At 74.2% G+C, this 15,568-nt stretch carries 14 protein-coding genes; 9 read left to right on the top strand and 5 right to left on the bottom strand.

What is annotated here, in order from left to right:
• The 4 genes from MCAG_RS06760 to MCAG_RS06745 form a co-directional block, all read left to right on the top strand.
• Positions 1–502, top strand: a 502-nt coding sequence (locus tag MCAG_RS06760; protein WP_036372615.1) for an NYN domain-containing protein, incomplete at its 5' end; no start/stop codon positions are given.
• A gap of 223 nt (positions 503–725) precedes the next feature.
• On the top strand, positions 726–980 hold the full coding sequence (locus tag MCAG_RS06755) for a hypothetical protein (protein WP_036372613.1): 255 nt from the start codon (positions 726–728) through the stop codon (positions 978–980).
• A 149-nt stretch (positions 981–1,129) separates the two neighbouring features.
• A complete protein-coding gene (locus MCAG_RS06750; RefSeq protein WP_036376548.1) occupies positions 1,130–2,389 on the top strand; it encodes a M48 family metallopeptidase in 1,260 nt (419 codons plus the stop codon).
• Entirely contained in the window at positions 2,386–3,510 is a 1,125-nt protein-coding gene (locus tag MCAG_RS06745; protein WP_007072222.1) for a glycosyltransferase family 4 protein, read from the top strand. Before MCAG_RS06750 ends, MCAG_RS06745 begins: the two co-directional genes overlap by 4 nt.
• Positions 3,511–3,986: 476 nt before the next feature.
• Here the strand turns inward: MCAG_RS06745 and MCAG_RS06740 are convergent, their stop codons facing one another.
• The 5 genes from MCAG_RS06740 to MCAG_RS06720 form a co-directional block, all read right to left on the bottom strand.
• The gene (locus MCAG_RS06740; protein WP_198141720.1) at positions 3,987–5,654 is read right to left on the bottom strand and encodes a bifunctional diguanylate cyclase/phosphodiesterase; all 1,668 of its coding nucleotides are present in this window, start codon (positions 5,652–5,654) and stop codon (positions 3,987–3,989) included.
• A gap of 109 nt (positions 5,655–5,763) precedes the next feature.
• Positions 5,764–6,576, bottom strand: a complete 813-nt coding sequence (locus MCAG_RS06735; RefSeq protein ID WP_007072220.1) for an SAM-dependent methyltransferase — start codon at positions 6,574–6,576, stop codon at positions 5,764–5,766.
• A gap of 190 nt (positions 6,577–6,766) precedes the next feature.
• Positions 6,767–7,435 carry a response regulator transcription factor gene (locus tag MCAG_RS06730; protein WP_007072219.1) on the bottom strand — a complete coding sequence of 223 codons (669 nt, stop codon included), beginning with the start codon at positions 7,433–7,435 and terminating at the stop codon, positions 6,767–6,769.
• A gap of 7 nt (positions 7,436–7,442) precedes the next feature.
• Complete coding sequence (locus MCAG_RS06725; protein ID WP_050778163.1) at positions 7,443–9,080, bottom strand: GAF domain-containing sensor histidine kinase; 1,638 nt, start codon at positions 9,078–9,080, stop codon at positions 7,443–7,445.
• A gap of 74 nt (positions 9,081–9,154) precedes the next feature.
• Positions 9,155–10,972, bottom strand: a complete 1,818-nt coding sequence (locus MCAG_RS06720) for a long-chain fatty acid--CoA ligase (protein ID WP_007072217.1) — start codon at positions 10,970–10,972, stop codon at positions 9,155–9,157.
• Between the two features lie 120 nt (positions 10,973–11,092).
• On the opposite strand from MCAG_RS06720, the gene MCAG_RS06715 reads away from it, so the two are divergent.
• The 5 genes from MCAG_RS06715 (at position 11,093) to MCAG_RS06695 (ending at position 15,564) form a co-directional block, all read left to right on the top strand.
• The gene (locus tag MCAG_RS06715; protein ID WP_007072216.1) at positions 11,093–11,548 is read left to right on the top strand and encodes an SRPBCC family protein; all 456 of its coding nucleotides are present in this window, start codon (positions 11,093–11,095) and stop codon (positions 11,546–11,548) included.
• 43 nt (positions 11,549–11,591) lie between these two features.
• A complete protein-coding gene (locus MCAG_RS06710) occupies positions 11,592–12,281 on the top strand; it encodes a hypothetical protein (RefSeq protein WP_036376546.1) in 690 nt (229 codons plus the stop codon).
• 69 nt (positions 12,282–12,350) lie between these two features.
• Positions 12,351–13,307 carry an ROK family glucokinase gene (locus MCAG_RS06705; protein WP_198141511.1) on the top strand — a complete coding sequence of 319 codons (957 nt, stop codon included), beginning with the start codon at positions 12,351–12,353 and terminating at the stop codon, positions 13,305–13,307.
• A gap of 10 nt (positions 13,308–13,317) precedes the next feature.
• The gene (locus MCAG_RS06700) at positions 13,318–14,034 is read left to right on the top strand and encodes an endonuclease/exonuclease/phosphatase family protein (RefSeq protein WP_007072213.1); all 717 of its coding nucleotides are present in this window, start codon (positions 13,318–13,320) and stop codon (positions 14,032–14,034) included.
• A gap of 123 nt (positions 14,035–14,157) precedes the next feature.
• Positions 14,158–15,564, top strand: a complete 1,407-nt coding sequence (locus tag MCAG_RS06695; protein WP_007072212.1) for an NAD(P)/FAD-dependent oxidoreductase — start codon at positions 14,158–14,160, stop codon at positions 15,562–15,564.
• The last annotated feature ends 4 nt before the right edge of the window (positions 15,565–15,568 follow it).

Raw genomic sequence — 15,568 nt, 5'->3', positions numbered from 1 at the left:
CCGGCTCCCCGCCGACTTCGTGGCCGACGCGTTCGCCGACCAGTCGACGACCGCCCCGGCCGGCGCGGCCACGCGGGCCCGGGACACCGACGACCCGGCTCGGCTCGACCAACTCCTCGCGCTGCCGAAAGCGCACCTCGTGGTGGACGGCTACAACGTGACGAAGCGCGGCTTCGGCGAGATGTCGCTGGAGCAGCAGCGCAAGCGACTGATCACCGGGCTGGGCGGGATCGCGGCGCAGACCGGGGACGAGGTCACCGTGGTCTTCGACGGCGCCGAGCGGATGCACGGCCTGCCGCCGACCCCGCGTGGCGTGCGGGTGCTCTTCTCCCGCAAGGGCGAGACCGCCGACGAGCTGATTCGCCGGCTGGTCCGGGCCGAGCCGGCCGGTCGGCCGGTCGTCGTGGTCTCCTCCGACCGCGAGGTCGCCGACGGGGTACGCCGACACGGCGCGTACCCGCTCGGCGCCGACTCGCTGCTGCGCCGCCTGGCCCGATCCTGACCGGCCGCACCGTCCCGCCCTCAGTTCGCCGCGCCCTGCCCGCGCCCGGTTCGCCGCGCCCTGCCGCGCGGATGATCGAGTCCCTTGCTCGGTTCTGCGGGGGAAGCTGACCGGTTGTCCGAATCTGTCGTACCCCGGTCGTAGTGTCGCAGTGGCCGACGGTGGTCGGGCGGTGACGACGACGTCCCGGCCCGTCCACCGACGCATCGCTTCAGGAGGAACGATGCTGATCGACTGCGACAGGTGCCGGGTCCGGGGCGCGGGCTGCGGCGGCTGCCTGGTGACCGCGCTGCTCGACACCGAGGCCCCCGAGGGCGGCCTCGGTCCCGCCGAGCTGCGGGCGATCGAGGTGTTCGCCCGCGCCGGCTTCGACGTCGAGGTGCTGACCGCCGCCGAGGCGGCACCCGGCGGCGACGCGCCCGAGGCCCCGGCCCGGATGCCCCGTCCCCGCCCGACCCGGCGTCGCCGCGCCGCGTAGCGTCCCGCCGTGCCGGGCCGGTGTGCCCGCCCCGGACGGCACCGCCGCCGCCGGCAATAGGATGAGCGCTCACGGTGGGCCCAGCGGCGGGAGGAGCGCGGGATGGGGCGAGGACGAGGCCGGGCCGACGGCGGATGCGGGGTGACCCGGTGACACCACGGGGATGGGCGGTGCTCACCCTCGCCGGGCTCACCGTCGCGCTGCTCGTCGCCGTCGCCCTGCTCGTGCCCTGGCACCGGCCGCCCGCCCCGCGCGCCGACCAGCTCGCCGCGCTGCGGGACCTCCCCGCCGAGCAGGTCGCCCGTGCCCGGGCCTTCCGCGCCGCGCTGCGCCCCGGCGGCTGGGCCGCCCTGGCGGTCGGCCTGCTGGTGGCCCTGGCGTTCGGTCTCACCCCGCTGGGCGGTCGCCTGGTGGAGCTGGTGGCCCGCCCGTTCGGCGGCCACTGGGTCGCCCAGGCCGTGCTCGGCGGGCTGGCCGTGCTGCTGGTCGCCGACCTGCTCACCCTGCCGTTCGCCGCCTGGCGGCAGACGGTCCTCACCCGGTACGGGATGAGTACCCAGGGCTGGGCCGGCTGGACGGCCGACCTGCTCAAGTCGTACGCCGTCAGCGCGGTGATCGGCGCGCTCGCCCTGCTCGGGTTCTACACCGTGGTCCGGCTCGCCCCACGCTGGTGGTGGGCCCTCGGCGCGGCCGGCGCGGCCGGGCTGGTGGTGCTGCTGTCGTTCGTGCTGCCGGTGCTGGTGGAGCCGGTGTTCAACCGGTTCACCCCGATGGAGCAGGGCCCACTACGCACCGAGCTGATGGCGATGGCGGCCCGCGACGGGGTGCCGGTGCGCGACGTGTTGGTCGCCGACGCGTCCCGGCGCACCCGTGCGGTCAACGCGTACGTCTCCGGGCTCGGGCCGACCCGCCGGGTCGTCGTCTACGACACCCTGCTGCGTGAGGCGACCCCGGCCGAGGTGACCAGCGTCGTCGCGCACGAGCTGGGCCACGCCAAGCACCGGGACGTCTGGACGGGCACGCTCACCGGGGCGCTGGGCGCCGCGCTGGCTGTGGTCGTGCTCTACCTGCTCGGCTCCGCCGGGCCGCTGCTGCGCCTGGCCGGCGTCGACTCGATCGCCGAGCCGCGCGCGTTCCCGCTGCTGATTGCGCTGGTCACGGTGGCCGGTCTGGTGACCGCCCCGGTCCAGGCGCTGATGTCCCGCCGGGTCGAGGCGCGGGCCGACGCGCACGCGTTCGCCCTCACCGGCGCCCCGGCCACCTTCGAGGCGATGCAGCGCCGCCTGGCCGGGGTGAACCTGGCCGACCCCGACCCGCCCCGCTGGGAGTACCTCTACTCGGCGTCGCACCCGTCCACGGTCGAGCGGATGGCCGCCGCCCGCGCCTACGCCAGGGAAACCGGCAGATGAGCCGTACGCTGCTGATCACCAACGACTTCCCGCCCCGCCCGGGCGGCATCCAGTCCTTCGTGCACAACCTCGCCGTCCGCCAGCCCACCGGCTCCGTGGTGGTCTACGCGTCCAGCTGGCCGGGGGCGGAGAAGTTCGACGCCGACCAGCCGTTCGAGGTGGTCCGGGAGCGGACCCGGGTGCTGCTGCCCACCCCGCTGATCGCCCGCCGGGCCGCCCGGCTGGCCCGCCGGCACGACTGCGACACCGTCTGGTTCGGGGCGGCGGCCCCGCTCGGGCTGCTCGCCGCCGGGCTGCGCCGGCGCGCCGGGATCCGCCGGGCGGTGGCCCTGACCCACGGGCACGAGGTGGGGTGGGCGGCGCTGCCCGGGGCTCGCGCCGCGCTGCGCCGGATCGGCTGCGGCGCGGACGTGGTCACCTATCTGGGCGAGTACACCCGGGTCCGGCTGGAGCGGGCGCTGCACGGGGTGACCGAGTTGCGCCGACTCGCCCCCGGCGTCGACGTCGACACGTACCATCCGGCGGTCGACGGCGCGTCGGTGCGAGCCCGGCTCGGTCTCGCGGACCGGCCGGTGGTGGTCTGCGTCTCCCGGCTGGTGCCGCGCAAGGGCCAGGACATGCTGATCCGGGCCCTGCCGGAGATCCGCCGCCGGGTGCCGGACGCTGCGTTGCTGGTCGTCGGCGGGGGGCCGTACCGAGCCGACCTGGAGAAGCTGGCCCGGCAGACCGGCGTCGAGCGGGATGTCGTCTTCACCGGCTCGGTGCCCTCGGCGGACCTGCCCGCCCACTACGCCGCCGGTGACGTCTACGCGATGCCCTGCCGCACCCGTAACCGCGGCCTGGACGTCGAGGGGCTCGGCATCGTCTACCTGGAGGCGTCGGCGACCGGCCTGCCGGTGGTGGCCGGGGACTCGGGGGGCGCGCCGGACGCCGTCCGCGAGGGCGAGACGGGGTACGTGGTCTCCGGCCGCGACGTCCCCCAACTCGCCGACCGGGTGGCCACCCTGCTCGCCGACCGGGATCTGGCCCGGCAGCTCGGTGCGGCGGGCCGGGCCTGGGTGGAGCGGGAGTGGCGCTGGGAGACCCAGGCCGCCCGGATGGCCACCCTCCTCGCCGGCTGACCCTCGCCGGTGCGCGGCGTGGCGCATGGCGGGGTGCGCCTGACCTGTGGTGCCTGGCGCTTGCCCGGTGCGCGATACGCGGTGCGCGATACGCGGTGCGCGATACGCGGTGCGGGGGGGGGTGACCAGATGGGTCCGGGCCCTTTGGAGCTGCCCCGTCCGTGCGCCCGCACCATCGACCGGGCCGCGGGAGGGCACGTTTTGTGCGGGTCCGGCTGCGCCGTCCATTCGGGATCGCTGCGCCGTCCATTCGGGAGCGCTGCCCGTCCGTTTCGGGGGCTGCCCGTCCATTCGGGAGCGCTGCCCGTCCGTTTCGGGGGCTGCCCGTCCATTCGGGAGCGCTGCCCGTCCATTTCGGGGGCTGCCCCGTTCGTTCCGAGGGCTGCCCCGTTCGTGCGGGCAGCTCCAAAGGGCTCGAACGCACCCTCGCAGATGGGCGGCCGGGCACCGCGCGGAAGCGGACGACGGGGCCGCCGTCAGGCCAGGCGTTCCAGGAGGCGGGCGGCGGGTGCCGGCTTGCCGAAGTGCCAGCCCTGGGCGGCGTCGCAGCCGATGGTGCGGAGTCGGTCGGCCTGCCCCTCGGTCTCCACCCCCTCGGCCGTCACCGTCAGGTCCAGCGCGTGCGCCAGCGAGACCAGGGAGGCGAGGATGCGCTCGTCGGTGCGGCTCGCCGGGTCGTCCGCCGGGGCGCGCAGCCCCGCCACGAACTCGCCGGCCACCTTCAGCTCGGTCACCGGCAGGTCCCGCAGGTACGCCAGGTTGCAGTAGCCGGTGCCGAAGTCGTCGATGGCGATCCGCATGCCCATGTCGGCGAGCACCCGCAGGGCGCGTACCGGCTCCTCCACCGCGCTCATCATGGTGCTCTCGGTGACCTCCAGTTGGAGCCGCTCGGGCGGCAGGCCGGTGCGTTCGAGCACGTCGCGCACCTCCCGTACCAGGCCGGGACGGTGCACCTGGCGGACCGCCAGGTTGACGCTGACGAACGGTGCGGCGGTGCCGAACGACGACCAGGTCGCGGCCTCCCGGCACGCCTCGGCGAGCACCCAGCTACCGAGCGGCACGATCAGCCCGGTCTCCTCGGCCAGCTCGATGAAGCTGCCCGGGTACAGCTTGCCCAACTCGGGGTGCCGCCAGCGGACGAGCGCCTCCACCCCGAGCACCCTGCCGTCGCGTAGCGACGTCAGCGGCTGGTAGTCCAGCTGGAACTCGCCCCGTTCGAGGGCCGCCGGGATCGCCGCGGACAGGGCGTACCTGGCCAACTCGCGGCGGTTGCGGTCGGCGTCGAACAGCGTCCAGCGGGCCCCGCCGGCCGCCTTGGCCCAGTGCAGCGTGGCGTCGGCGGCCCGCATCAGGTCGATCGGGGTGGTGCCGGCCACGGGGCGCTCGACGATGCCGATGCTCGCCGACACGGTCAGCTCGTGCCCGTCGACCAGGGCCGGCTCGTTGATCGCGGCCAGCGCCGCCTCGGCCACCTTCACCACGTCGTCGGTGCCCGCCGTGCGCTCGACCAGAATGACGAACTCGTCCCCGCCGAGGCGGGCGACCAGGTGCTCGCCCAGCGCGCGGCGCAGCCGGTCGGCCACCGACACCAGCAGCATGTCGCCGACATGGTGCCCGAGGGAGTCGTTGACCACCTTGAAGCGGTCCAGGTCGAGGAAGCACACCCCGACCCGGTCCGCGCCTCGGCCGGGGGAGTCGATGGCGGCGGCGAGCCGCTCGGTGAACAGCGTGCGGTTGGGCAGGTCGGTCAGCGGGTCGTGGGTGGCCTGGTGGCGGAACCGGGCCTCGCTGTCGCGCAGGGCACGCTCGGCCTCCGCGCGGGCCATCATCGCGGCCCGACGGATCGACTCCTGCTCGTCGAGCGTCCGGTCCCGCAGCGCCCGGGCGTAGCCGGTCGCCACGGTGGCCAGCAACCGGGGCATCCGGTCCTCGACGTCCTCGGTGACCAGCCCCAGGTCGCGCAGCAGCCGGAGCTGGATGACCTCGATGGTCCGCCCAAGCCCTTCGGCGGAGGCGATGTGCGCCGCCACCAGTTCGGCGCCGACCTGGTGGCCGGCCCGCAGGTCGAACGGCTCGGACACCAGCGCCCCGGCCAGCCGCACGGTGAGCCGGTGCAGCAGCGCCTCCAGTTGGGCCTGTGTCATTGGCAGGTAGCTGGTGCCGGAGACCGCCTTCGCCCAGGCCCGGGCGAACACACCCGGACAGGAGGCGGGGCCGCCGGGGGCTGACGGGCCTGACCGGCCGTTCGGGTGCTCATCCACCGAGCCGCCCGACGCCGCCCATGAAAACCGCCTTCTCGGCGTCCTCGGCACTCTCCGGTGTCTCCGGCCGCCACTGCGGGACCCAGACCACGCCGGGGTCGACCAGCGTGAAGCCGTCGAAGAGGGCGGCCAACTCGCGTCGGCTGCGGATGAACAGCGGGTTGTCGGTGCGCCGGTAGACCGCCTCGGCCTGCTCGCGTTCCCCGGTGTCGTGCCGGTCGTCGTCGCTGGCCTGCGACATCACCAGGTAGCTGCCCGGGGCGAGCGCCCCGCGCAGGGTCCGCAGCATCTCGTCGGGCCGGTCGTCGTCCGGCACGAAGTGCAGCACCGCCACGATCATCACCGCGACCGGCTGGGAGAAGTCGAGCATCCGGGTGACCTCGGGGTGGGCCAGGATCCGCTCCGGGTGGCGCAGATCCTGCTGAAGCACGGCGGCCCGGTCGTTGCCGCTGAGGATCTCCCGGCTGTGCGCCACGGCCACCGGGTCGATGTCGACGTACACCACCCGGGACTCCGGGGCGATCCGCTGGGCGATCTCGTGCACGTTTCCGACGGTCGGGATGCCGGAGCCGATGTCGAGGAACTGACGGATCCCCGACTCGGCGAGGAACTGCACCGCCCTGCGGAGGAACGCCCGGTTGGCCTGGGCCATCAGCGGGGCCTCGGGCACCGCGTCCACCATCGCCCGGGCGGCGGCCCGGTCGGCGGCGAAGTTGTGTGAGCCGCCGAGATAGTAGTCGTACATCCGGGCCACGCTGGGACGCTCGATGTCGATGGTTTCGGGTGCCCAGTCCGGCCGCTGCATGCCCTACCCCTTTTGTCAACGACGCGGGCCACGCCGCCCGCGTGGGTCACCGGGTATTCTGCCCCGCCGGCCGGGCGGGTGACCAGAGAGGGCCGTTGTCGACCCGCTCGTCCGGCCGGGGGTCCCGTTGACCGGACCCGCCGGCCGCCACGGAAGCCCCGGCCGGTGCTGCCGACCGGGCACCGCAGCGTCAGAACTTCGGGGCGTCGGGCGCTTCGAGCAGGCCGAGCCGCAGCGCCGTCATGAGGGCCTGTGCCCGGTTGGCCGCGCCCAGCTTCTCGTAGAGCTTCGAGATGTGGGTCTTGGCCGTTGACTCGCTGACGAAGAGCTGCTTGGCGATGCCGGCCACGCTCATCCCGTCGGCGAGCAGCCGCAGCACCTGACCCTCGCGGGGGGAGAGCTGCGGGCCGGACGGCGCGAGCCGCCGCTTCATCGCCTCGGCCAGGTCGGCCGCGGTGAACGCACTCGGCGAGGAAGCGGCGTGCCGGGCGGCGGCCACCACCTCGTCGGCCGGGGCCGTCTTCGGCACGAACGCGCTCGCGCCGGCCTCCAGCGCGCCGAAGAGCTGGTCGTCGCCGGCGTACATGGTGAGCACGACGATGCCCATCGACGCGCTCGACTTGCGGAGCGCGCGGGTGGCCTCCAGGCCGCTGCCGTCGGGCAGCCGCAGATCCATGATCACCACGTCGGGCTGGAGCGCGCCGGCCTGCCGGACCCCCTCTGCCGCCGTGGCGGCCTCACCGACGACCTCGAACTGCCGGTCCCGCTCGAAGGCGTGCCGCAGCCCCTTGCGGATCAGATCGTGATCGTCGACAAGGAGGACCTTGGTGCGGGTTGCCGGTGTCGGGCTTGTGGTCATCCTCGGGTTACTCCACTTCTGCTGCTGCGGCGTTGCCGCGCACCCTATCGCGCCGGGGCGAGGAGCCGAGAACCACCGCCACGGTCGTGCCGCTGGGTTGGCGCGGCCTGATCTCCAACCGGCCCCGGATACGTTCCGCCCTCTCGGCCATGATCGCAAGCCCGTAGTGGCCGTCCGTGCGCTGGTCACCGATGCCGTGACCGTCATCCGACACTTCGATTTGAGCGTACGGGGGGTCCACCTCGCAGGTGACCCACAGATTCGACGCCCCGGCGTGCTTCCGAGCGTTGGTGACCGCCTCCTGGGCGATGCGCAACAGTTCCGCCTCGGTGGCGGCGGGCAGCCGCGCGGTGGACTCGTCCAGCGACAGGTGCACCCGCAGCCCGCCGGACGCGCCGACGGTGCGCGCGTACTCGGCGATGGCGGCGGCCAGGCCGCCGTGCCGGTCCACCTCGCTGCGCAGCTCGAACAGGCTCAGCCGCAGCTCGGTGATGACCCGGGTCACCTCGCCACGCAGGGTGCGCAGCGCCTCGGCGGTTTCCACCGGGTCCTCGTCGACGTAGGCGAGGGCGTTGTCGATGCCGTACCCGACCATGACCAGTTCCTGGGCGACCCCGTCGTGGATCTCCCGGGCCAGCCGCTGCCGCTCCTCGTTGGTGGCCAGCGAGCGCACCTCGTCGAAGAGCAGCGCGGCCTCCAACCGCAGCGCCGCCGGGCGGGTCAGCGCGGTCACCCGGGACACGACCGGCGGCGGGTACGCCTGCGCGACGTCCGCCTCCATGACCAGCATGCCGACCGTGCGGACCCCGGCGACCAGCGGCACGATCAGGGCGGAGACGTCGCCGCCGGCGTGCGAGCGGGCCTGCGAGCGATTCGCGGTCTGCGGCTGCTGGCTGGCCCAGGCGTCGGCGATCGCCGAGTCGGCGTCGAGCGTCGTCTCCCAGTCGACCCGGTCCACGCCCGCCTGGGCGAGCACCACCAGCCGGCCGCCGCCGCTGGCGGAGAGCACCGCCGCCCGCTCGGCCCGGGCCACGGTGCGCAGCTCCTCCAGCAGGTGCTCGGAGATGCCACCCGGGTCGAGGGTCGCCCCGGGCAACTGCCGGGCCACCGTGCGGAGCTGGGTCAGCAGCCGGGTCGCCTCGGCGTACGGCTGGGGCTTGCCCTCGCCGCGGACCCGCATCACCCGGTGCAGGGTGCCGGCGGTGTAGAGGCCCAGGCCGGCGAGGATCAGCCACTGGGCGCAGACCGCGAGGTAACCCGGCTGGCCGAGCTGCCGGCCGCCGTCGACCTGGGTGAGGGCGGCGCTGATCAGCAGGGTGACGGCGGCGACGGCGAGCAGCGACGCGCCCTCGCGGAACCGGCGGCGCAGCGCGGTCACGGTCACCGGGACGGCGAGGTACGGCAGCACGGCCGACGCGCCGAGGCCGCCGATCGTGCCGTTGATGGTGGTGACCGCGGCGACCTGGCTCGCGGCCAGCCCCAGCACCACCACCTCGGCGAAGCGGCTGAGCGGGCCGAGCAGCCGGTGCTGTGGGGCGAGGGCGGCGGGCAGCCCGGCGAGGCCGAGCAGGGCGATCCAGCAGAGCTGACCGGCGTCGCGGGTGGCGAAGAGGGTGAGGGTGGCGACCAGCGCGAGAATGACCACGCGCGCGGCGGTGGCGAGCGGCTGCGTCGGCGGCCGGACGGGTGTCGAGGAGTCGGGCACGTGACGGATCGTAGTCAGCGCCGGTAGATGTCGGCGATCTCCGCCGCGTACGTGGAGTGCACGACCTGCCGCTTGACCTTCAGCGACGGGGTGAGCTCCCCGGTGGCCTCGGTGAAGTCCCGCGGCAGAATCCGGAACACCTTGATCGCCTCGGCCTTGGAGACGGCCTCGTTGGCCTGGTCGATCGCGCCCTGCACCTCGGCGCGCAGCGCCTCGTCGTCGCGCAGTTCGTCGACGGTGGTGGCCTCGGGGCGCCCGTGGGCGGCCAGCCACTTCGGCAGCGCCTCCTCGTCGATGGTGACCAGCGCGGCGATGAACGGCTGCCGGTCGCCGATGACGACGCACTGGCTGATCAGCGGGTGCGCCCGGACCTGGTCCTCCAGCACCGCCGGGGCGACGTTCTTGCCGCCGGCGGTCACGATGATCTCCTTCTTGCGGCCGGTGATGCTGAGGAAGCCGTCGGTGTCGAGCTGCCCGAGGTCGCCGGTGCGGAACCAGCCGTCCGGGCTCAGCGCCTCGGCGGTGGCCGTCTCGTTGCGCCAGTACCCCTGGAAGATCAGGTTGCCGGAGATCAGGATCTCGCCGTCGTCGTCGATCCGGATGGTCACGCCGGGCAGCGGTCGGCCGACGGTGCCGATCTTCGTGGCGTCGGGCAGGTTCACGGAGGCGGCGGGGGAGGTCTCGGTCAGCCCGTACCCCTCACAGATGGTCACCCCGATGCCGCGGAAGAAGTGCCCGAGCCGGGCACCGAGCGGCGCGCCGCCGGAGATCGCGTCGCGGCACCGGCCTCCGAGGGCGGCCCGCAGCTTGCGGTAGACCAGCCTGTCGAAGACCGCGTGCTGGGCGCGTAGCGCCAGGCCCGGCCCGCCCGGCTTCTCCAGCGCCTCGCTGTAGGCCACGGCGACCTGCTCCGCCCGGTCGAAGATCCTGCCTTTGCCATCGGCCTCGGCCTTCTGCCGGGCCCCGTTGTAGACCTTCTCGAAGACCCGGGGCACCGACAGCACGAAGGTCGGCCGGAACGCCTGGAGCTCGCCGACCAGGTTCTTGGTGTCGGTGCAGTGCGCCATGGTGGCCCGGGCCTGCACCACGCCGATCTGGATGAGCCGGGCGAAGGAGTGCGCGAGGGGGAGGAACAGCAGGGTCGACGCACCCGGGCGCAGGAAGAGGTTCGGCAGCGCCGGCACGGCGTTGGCGATGTCGGCGTACATGTTGCGGTGGGTCAGCACGCAGCCCTTGGGACGGCCGGTGGTGCCGCTGGTGTAGATGATGGTGGCGATGTCGTCGGCCTGCACCGCCGAGCGCCGCCGGTCGATCTCGGCGGGGTCGACCGAGGCCCCGGCGGCGACCAGCTCGTCGACCGCGCCCAGCTCGATCTGCCAGATGTCGACCAGCGCGGGGAGCCGGTCGCGGATGCCCGCGACGAGGGTGGCGTGCGTGGTCGTCTCGACCACGGCGGCGACCGCGCCGGAGTCGGCCAGGATCCAGGCGGCCTGCTCGGCGCTGGAGGTTTCGTAGATCGGCACGGTGACCGCGCCGGACGCCCAGATGGCGTAGTCGAACAGCGTCCACTCGTACCGGGTGCGGCTCATCAGGGCGACCCGGTCGCCGGGGGAGACGCCGGCGGCGACCAGCCCACGGGCCACCGCGACCACCTCGTCGCGGAACTGCCGGCAGGTCACCTCGGCCCAACCCGAGCCCGTCGCGTCGGCCGAGTCGGCGGGCCGGGCGAACTGGACGGCCTGCGGCGCGGCCTCGGCATTGGCCCAGACCGGGTCGGTCAGGTTGGCCGAGTCGCCGATGGTGACGATCGGCGGAACGGAGAACTCGCGCACCTGCACTCCCTCGTGCTCGCACCGGCCGGGCGGGCCGGGGCCCGAACGGGCCGGTTGTGTCGAAACCTACCCGCCCGCCCAGGTGGGTGCGGTAGGCAGGTTGGCGGGTAGCCTCCCCCCATGGCGGACTCCTCCACCCAGTCGATCATTATCGGCGCGTCACCGGAACGGGTGGCGGCGGTCATCTGCGACTTCGCGCGTTACCCCGAGTGGACCGAGGCGGTGCGCCGGACCGAGGTCATCGAGGAATACGAGGACGGCTACGCCAGCCAGGTCCGCTTCACGATCGACGCCGGGGTGCTGACCGACGAGTACGTGCTGGCCTACGAGTACGCCGAGGACCTGACCCGCGTCGAGTGGCACCTGGTGGCGCCGTCGAAGATGCAGCGCTCCCAACGCGGCTCGTACGACCTGGTCGGCAATCCCGACGGCACGACCACGGTGACCTACACCCTGGAGGTGGAGCTCTCCGTAGGCATGCTCGGCATGTTTCGCCGCAAGGCCGAGAAAATGATCATGGATGCGGCGTTGAAGCAGCTCAAGCGCCGGGTAGAAGACACCGGTGCGGCGCGGTGACGCGACCGGCTGCGGCGCGCCCGGCACGGTAGAGGAGCCGAACATGGGGGGCACGGATCCGGGTTCGGCCCGGGAAGAGGCGGAGCGGCTGGTGGCCACGGTGCTCGCGGCGGCCCGGCTGGCCGCCGCGGGTGCCGGGTCCGGCGGTGGTTCCGGGGCGGGGCCGTTCGGTCAGCTCGGCGGGATCGTGTCGAGTGTCCTCGGTCACAGCGCCGGCGGCTCCGGTGCGGCGCGGCCAGCCGGCGGTGGTCATTTCGCCACCGGTGCGGCCGAATGCTGCATCTGCCCGGTGTGCCGCGGTATCGCGGCGTTGCGCGACCCGAGTCCGGAATTCGCCGAGCGGCTCGCCACGGGAGCCGGCGATCTGGCGGCCGGGGTCGCCAGCCTGCTGCGCGCGTTCGCCTCGGCCGGCGAGCCCGCCACGGGGCCCGGGAAGCCGGGCGACGCCGCCGCGCCCCCGCCCCGCCCGGCGGCTGACCAGGGCCCCAGCGATCACGTGTGGCGCGAGGCCACCCGTACCGGGCATGATTCTCAGCCGGCGCCGGATGAGGATGTGTGGTCCGCCGCGACCCGGGGGGAGGGTCCGGGCGTTCCGGCCGCCGCCGTGCCGCCCGCCGACGACGCCGGGCTGAACGCGCCGCGGGCTCCCCGGCCGCCGGCCGGCCGACCCGTGGTGCCCGCCTCGCGGGCCTCCGGTGGCGCGGACGAGGACGCACCAGGCGACGGGGCCTGACCACCGGACATCCCGACCCACCGGCGCGGCGGTTCGCCGTGACGGTGCCGGGCAGCACAGCAGAGGGGAGTGGCAGCGGTGACGCTGACCATCGGAGTCGACGTCGGTGGCACGAAGGTGGCCGGCGGTGTCGTTGACGACACCGGCAAGGTACTCGTGCAGGCTCGCCGGGACACCCCCGCCGACAACGTGGGCAAGACCCGCGACGTCATCATCGAGGTGGTCACCGAACTCGCCACCGGCCGGCAGGTCGACGCCGTCGGCATCGGCGCGGCCGGCTGGATCGACGCCGTCCGCTCCACCGTCCTCTTCGCACCCAACCTGGCCTGGCGCGACGAGCCCCTGCGCGAGTACGTCGGCAAGGCCACCGGCCTGCCGGTGATCGTCGAGAACGACGGCAACGTCGCCGCCTGGGCCGAGTTCCGCTACGGCGCGGCCCGGCACGCCGACGACTCCATGGTCATGTTCACCATCGGCACCGGCGTCGGCGGTGGCATCGTGCTCGGCGGCGAGCTGGTACGCGGCGCCCACGGTATCGCCGCCGAACTGGGCCACATGCTCACCGTCCCCGACGGCCACCAGTGCGGCTGCGGCCGGCTCGGCTGCATCGAGCAGTACGCCAGCGGCAGTGCCCTGGTCCGCTTCGCCCGCGCCGCCGCCCGGCAGGAGCCGCACCGGGCCGTCGCCCTGCTGGAGCTGGCCGGCGGCGAGGCCGAGGCGATCACCGGCCCGATGGTGACCGCCGCCGCGCAGGGCGGCGACCCCGTCTCCGCCGAGGCGTTCGCGCAGGTCGGGCGCTGGCTCGGCACCAGCCTCGCCGACATGGCGCAGATCCTCGACCCGCAGGTCCTCGTCGTCGGCGGTGGCGTCGTCGAGGCGGGCGACCTGCTGCTCGGCCCGACCCGGCGGTCCTTCACCGACGCGCTGGCCCAGCGCAGCCGGCTCCCCGTCGCCGAGGTGCGCCCCGCCGAGCTGGGCAACACCGCTGGCGTGATCGGCGCCGCCGACCTGGCCCGTCGGCTGTAGGGCGGGCCGGGTGGTCGAGCCTCGCGAGCATCCGGGCGGCGTGCCGCTGCGCGTCGTGTCGTACAACGTGCACAGCCAGCGCGACGACACGGCCGTGCTGGCGGCGGTGGTCCGCGCGGTCGCCCCCGACGTGGTGATCGTGCAGGAGGCGCCCCGACGGTTCCGGTGGCGGCAGAAGTGCGCGTCGTTGGCCGAGTCGTTCGGGCTGGTCGTCGCCGCCGGCGGCCTGCCGTCGCTGGGCAACCTGCTGCTGACCAGCCTGCGGGTGCGGGTGCTGGACACCCGCTGCCAGCGCTACCCGCTGACCCCGGGCCGGCATATGCGCGGCGCCGCGTACGCCGACTGCCGGGTCGGCGGGGCCCGGTTCCTGCTGGCCGGGTCGCACCTGTCCACCGACCCGGCCGAGCGCCCCGCGCAGGCGGCGGCGTTCAAGCGGGAACTGGCCGCCGCCGACCTGCCCGTGGTGGCCGGGGCCGACCTCAACGAGGGCCCGGACGGCGCGGCCTGGGCGACCGTGGGCCAGGGGCTGACCGACGCGGCGGTCGCGGCCGACCGCGCCGACCGGCTCACCTACTCCTGCGCGGACCCGCGCCGCCGCATCGACGCCGTCTTCGTCGACCCCCGGATCACGGTGGTCGACTACGACGTGGTGGACACCCCGCAGGCCCGCCGGGCCAGCGACCACTTCCCGATCGTGGTCGACCTGTTGCTGCCCGCGGCCGGCTGACCCGCCCTCCACGGAGGGCTGGACAAACCGGTCGGGTTACCGGAAGGATTTCGCAGCGACCCGGCGCTCATGCCGCGCATGAGGAGAATGATCCGGCACTCGTGCCGCACAAAGGAGATTCCGGTGTCCCCCTCCACCGACCCCGGCCGTCCCGAGCCGGACGCGACGACGCTCGCCCCGCCCGGGGACGCCCGACCGGTCTCCGACCGCGGCGACACGGTCTGCGTCATCGGCGCCGGAGCCAGCGGCCTGACCGCCGTGAAGAACCTGCGCGAGCACGGCTTCGGCGTCGACTGCTACGAGCGGGAGACCGGCATCGGCGGCGCGTGGAACTGGCGGCACGACCGCAGCCCCGTCTACGCCAGCACCCACCTGATCTCGTCGCGGCCGTTCACCCAGTTCCCGGACTTCCCGATGCCCGACGACTGGCCGGACTACCCGCACCACAGTCAGCTGCTGTCGTACTTCGAGCGCTACGCCGACCACTTCGACCTGCGCCAGCACATCTGGTTCGGCACCGAGGTGATCCGGGTCGAGCCGGTCGACGGCGACCGCTGGGACGTCACCACCCGCAGCACCGGCGGGTACGGCCCCGAGCGCATCTCCCGGTACGCCGCCGTGGTCGTCGCCAACGGCCACAACTGGTCGCCGAAGCTGCCCCACTACGAGGGGCTGGAGGAGTTCCGGGGCGAGATCATGCACGCCTCGTCGTACAAGGACCCGGCGCAGCTGCGCGGCAAGCGGGTGCTGATGGTCGGGGCCGGCAACACCGGCTGCGACATCGCCGTCGAGGCGGCCCAGCAGGCGTCCCGCTGCTGGCACTCCACCCGCCGCGGCTACTGGTACGCCCCCAAGTACGTTTTCGGCCGCCCCGCCGACCAGGTCAACGACAGCCTGATCGCGCTGCGGGTGCCGCTGCGCGTGCGGCAGTGGCTCTACCACTGGACGCTGCGGCTCACCGTCGGCGACCTGACCCGGTTCGGCCTGCCCCGGCCCGACCACCGGGTCTACGAGACCCACCCGATCGTCAACAGCCAGCTCGTGTACTACGTCGGCCACGGCCAGATCACTCCCGTGCCGGACGTGGCCCGGTTCCACGCCAAGGCGGTGGAGCTCACCGACGGCCGCGAGATCGACCCGGAGCTGGTCGTCTTCGCCACCGGATACCTGCCGCGCTTCGAGTTCCTCGACCCCAGGGTGCTCGGCGACACCGACGGGTCGGGCCGGCCCCGGCTGTGGCTCAACGCGTTCGCCCCCGGTCACCCGACCCTCGCCGTCGCCGGCCTGGTCCAGCCCGACTCGGGGATCTTCCCCCTGTCGCACTGGCAGACCGTCCTGTTCGCCCGGCTGCTCGCGTTGCGCCTGCGCCGGCCGGACCGGGCCGCCGCGTTCGCGCAGCGGGTCGCGGCCGGGGTCGGCGAGCGGTACTCGGGCAGGGTCAAGGACAGCAGCCGGCACTGGTTCGAGGTGGGCCACGCCGACTACCTGCGCGCCGTCCAGCGCGCCATGGACGAGCTGGAGGAGAAGTGAGCCA

The sequence above is a fragment of the Micromonospora sp. ATCC 39149 genome, assembly GCF_000158815.1.
Taxonomy (GTDB): domain Bacteria; phylum Actinomycetota; class Actinomycetes; order Mycobacteriales; family Micromonosporaceae; genus Micromonospora.
The sequence above is the reverse complement of the archived record's forward strand: the minus strand, read 5'-3'. Positions and strand labels throughout refer to the sequence as shown.

Bases quoted from the DNA above. Each gene is read 5' to 3' on its own strand.
- MCAG_RS06735 (WP_007072220.1), bottom strand. From the start codon at position 6,576: ATGCAGCGGCCGGACTGGGCACCCGAAACCATCGACATCGAGCGTCCC.
- MCAG_RS06710 (WP_036376546.1), top strand. From the start codon at position 11,592: ATGGGGGGCACGGATCCGGGTTCGGCCCGGGAAGAGGCGGAGCGGCTG.
- MCAG_RS06715 (WP_007072216.1), top strand. From the start codon at position 11,093: ATGGCGGACTCCTCCACCCAGTCGATCATTATCGGCGCGTCACCGGAA.
- MCAG_RS06730 (WP_007072219.1), bottom strand. From the start codon at position 7,435: ATGACCACAAGCCCGACACCGGCAACCCGCACCAAGGTCCTCCTTGTC.
- MCAG_RS06740 (WP_198141720.1), bottom strand. From the start codon at position 5,654: ATGACACAGGCCCAACTGGAGGCGCTGCTGCACCGGCTCACCGTGCGG.
- MCAG_RS06745 (WP_007072222.1), top strand. From the start codon at position 2,386: ATGAGCCGTACGCTGCTGATCACCAACGACTTCCCGCCCCGCCCGGGC.
- MCAG_RS06755 (WP_036372613.1), top strand. From the start codon at position 726: ATGCTGATCGACTGCGACAGGTGCCGGGTCCGGGGCGCGGGCTGCGGC.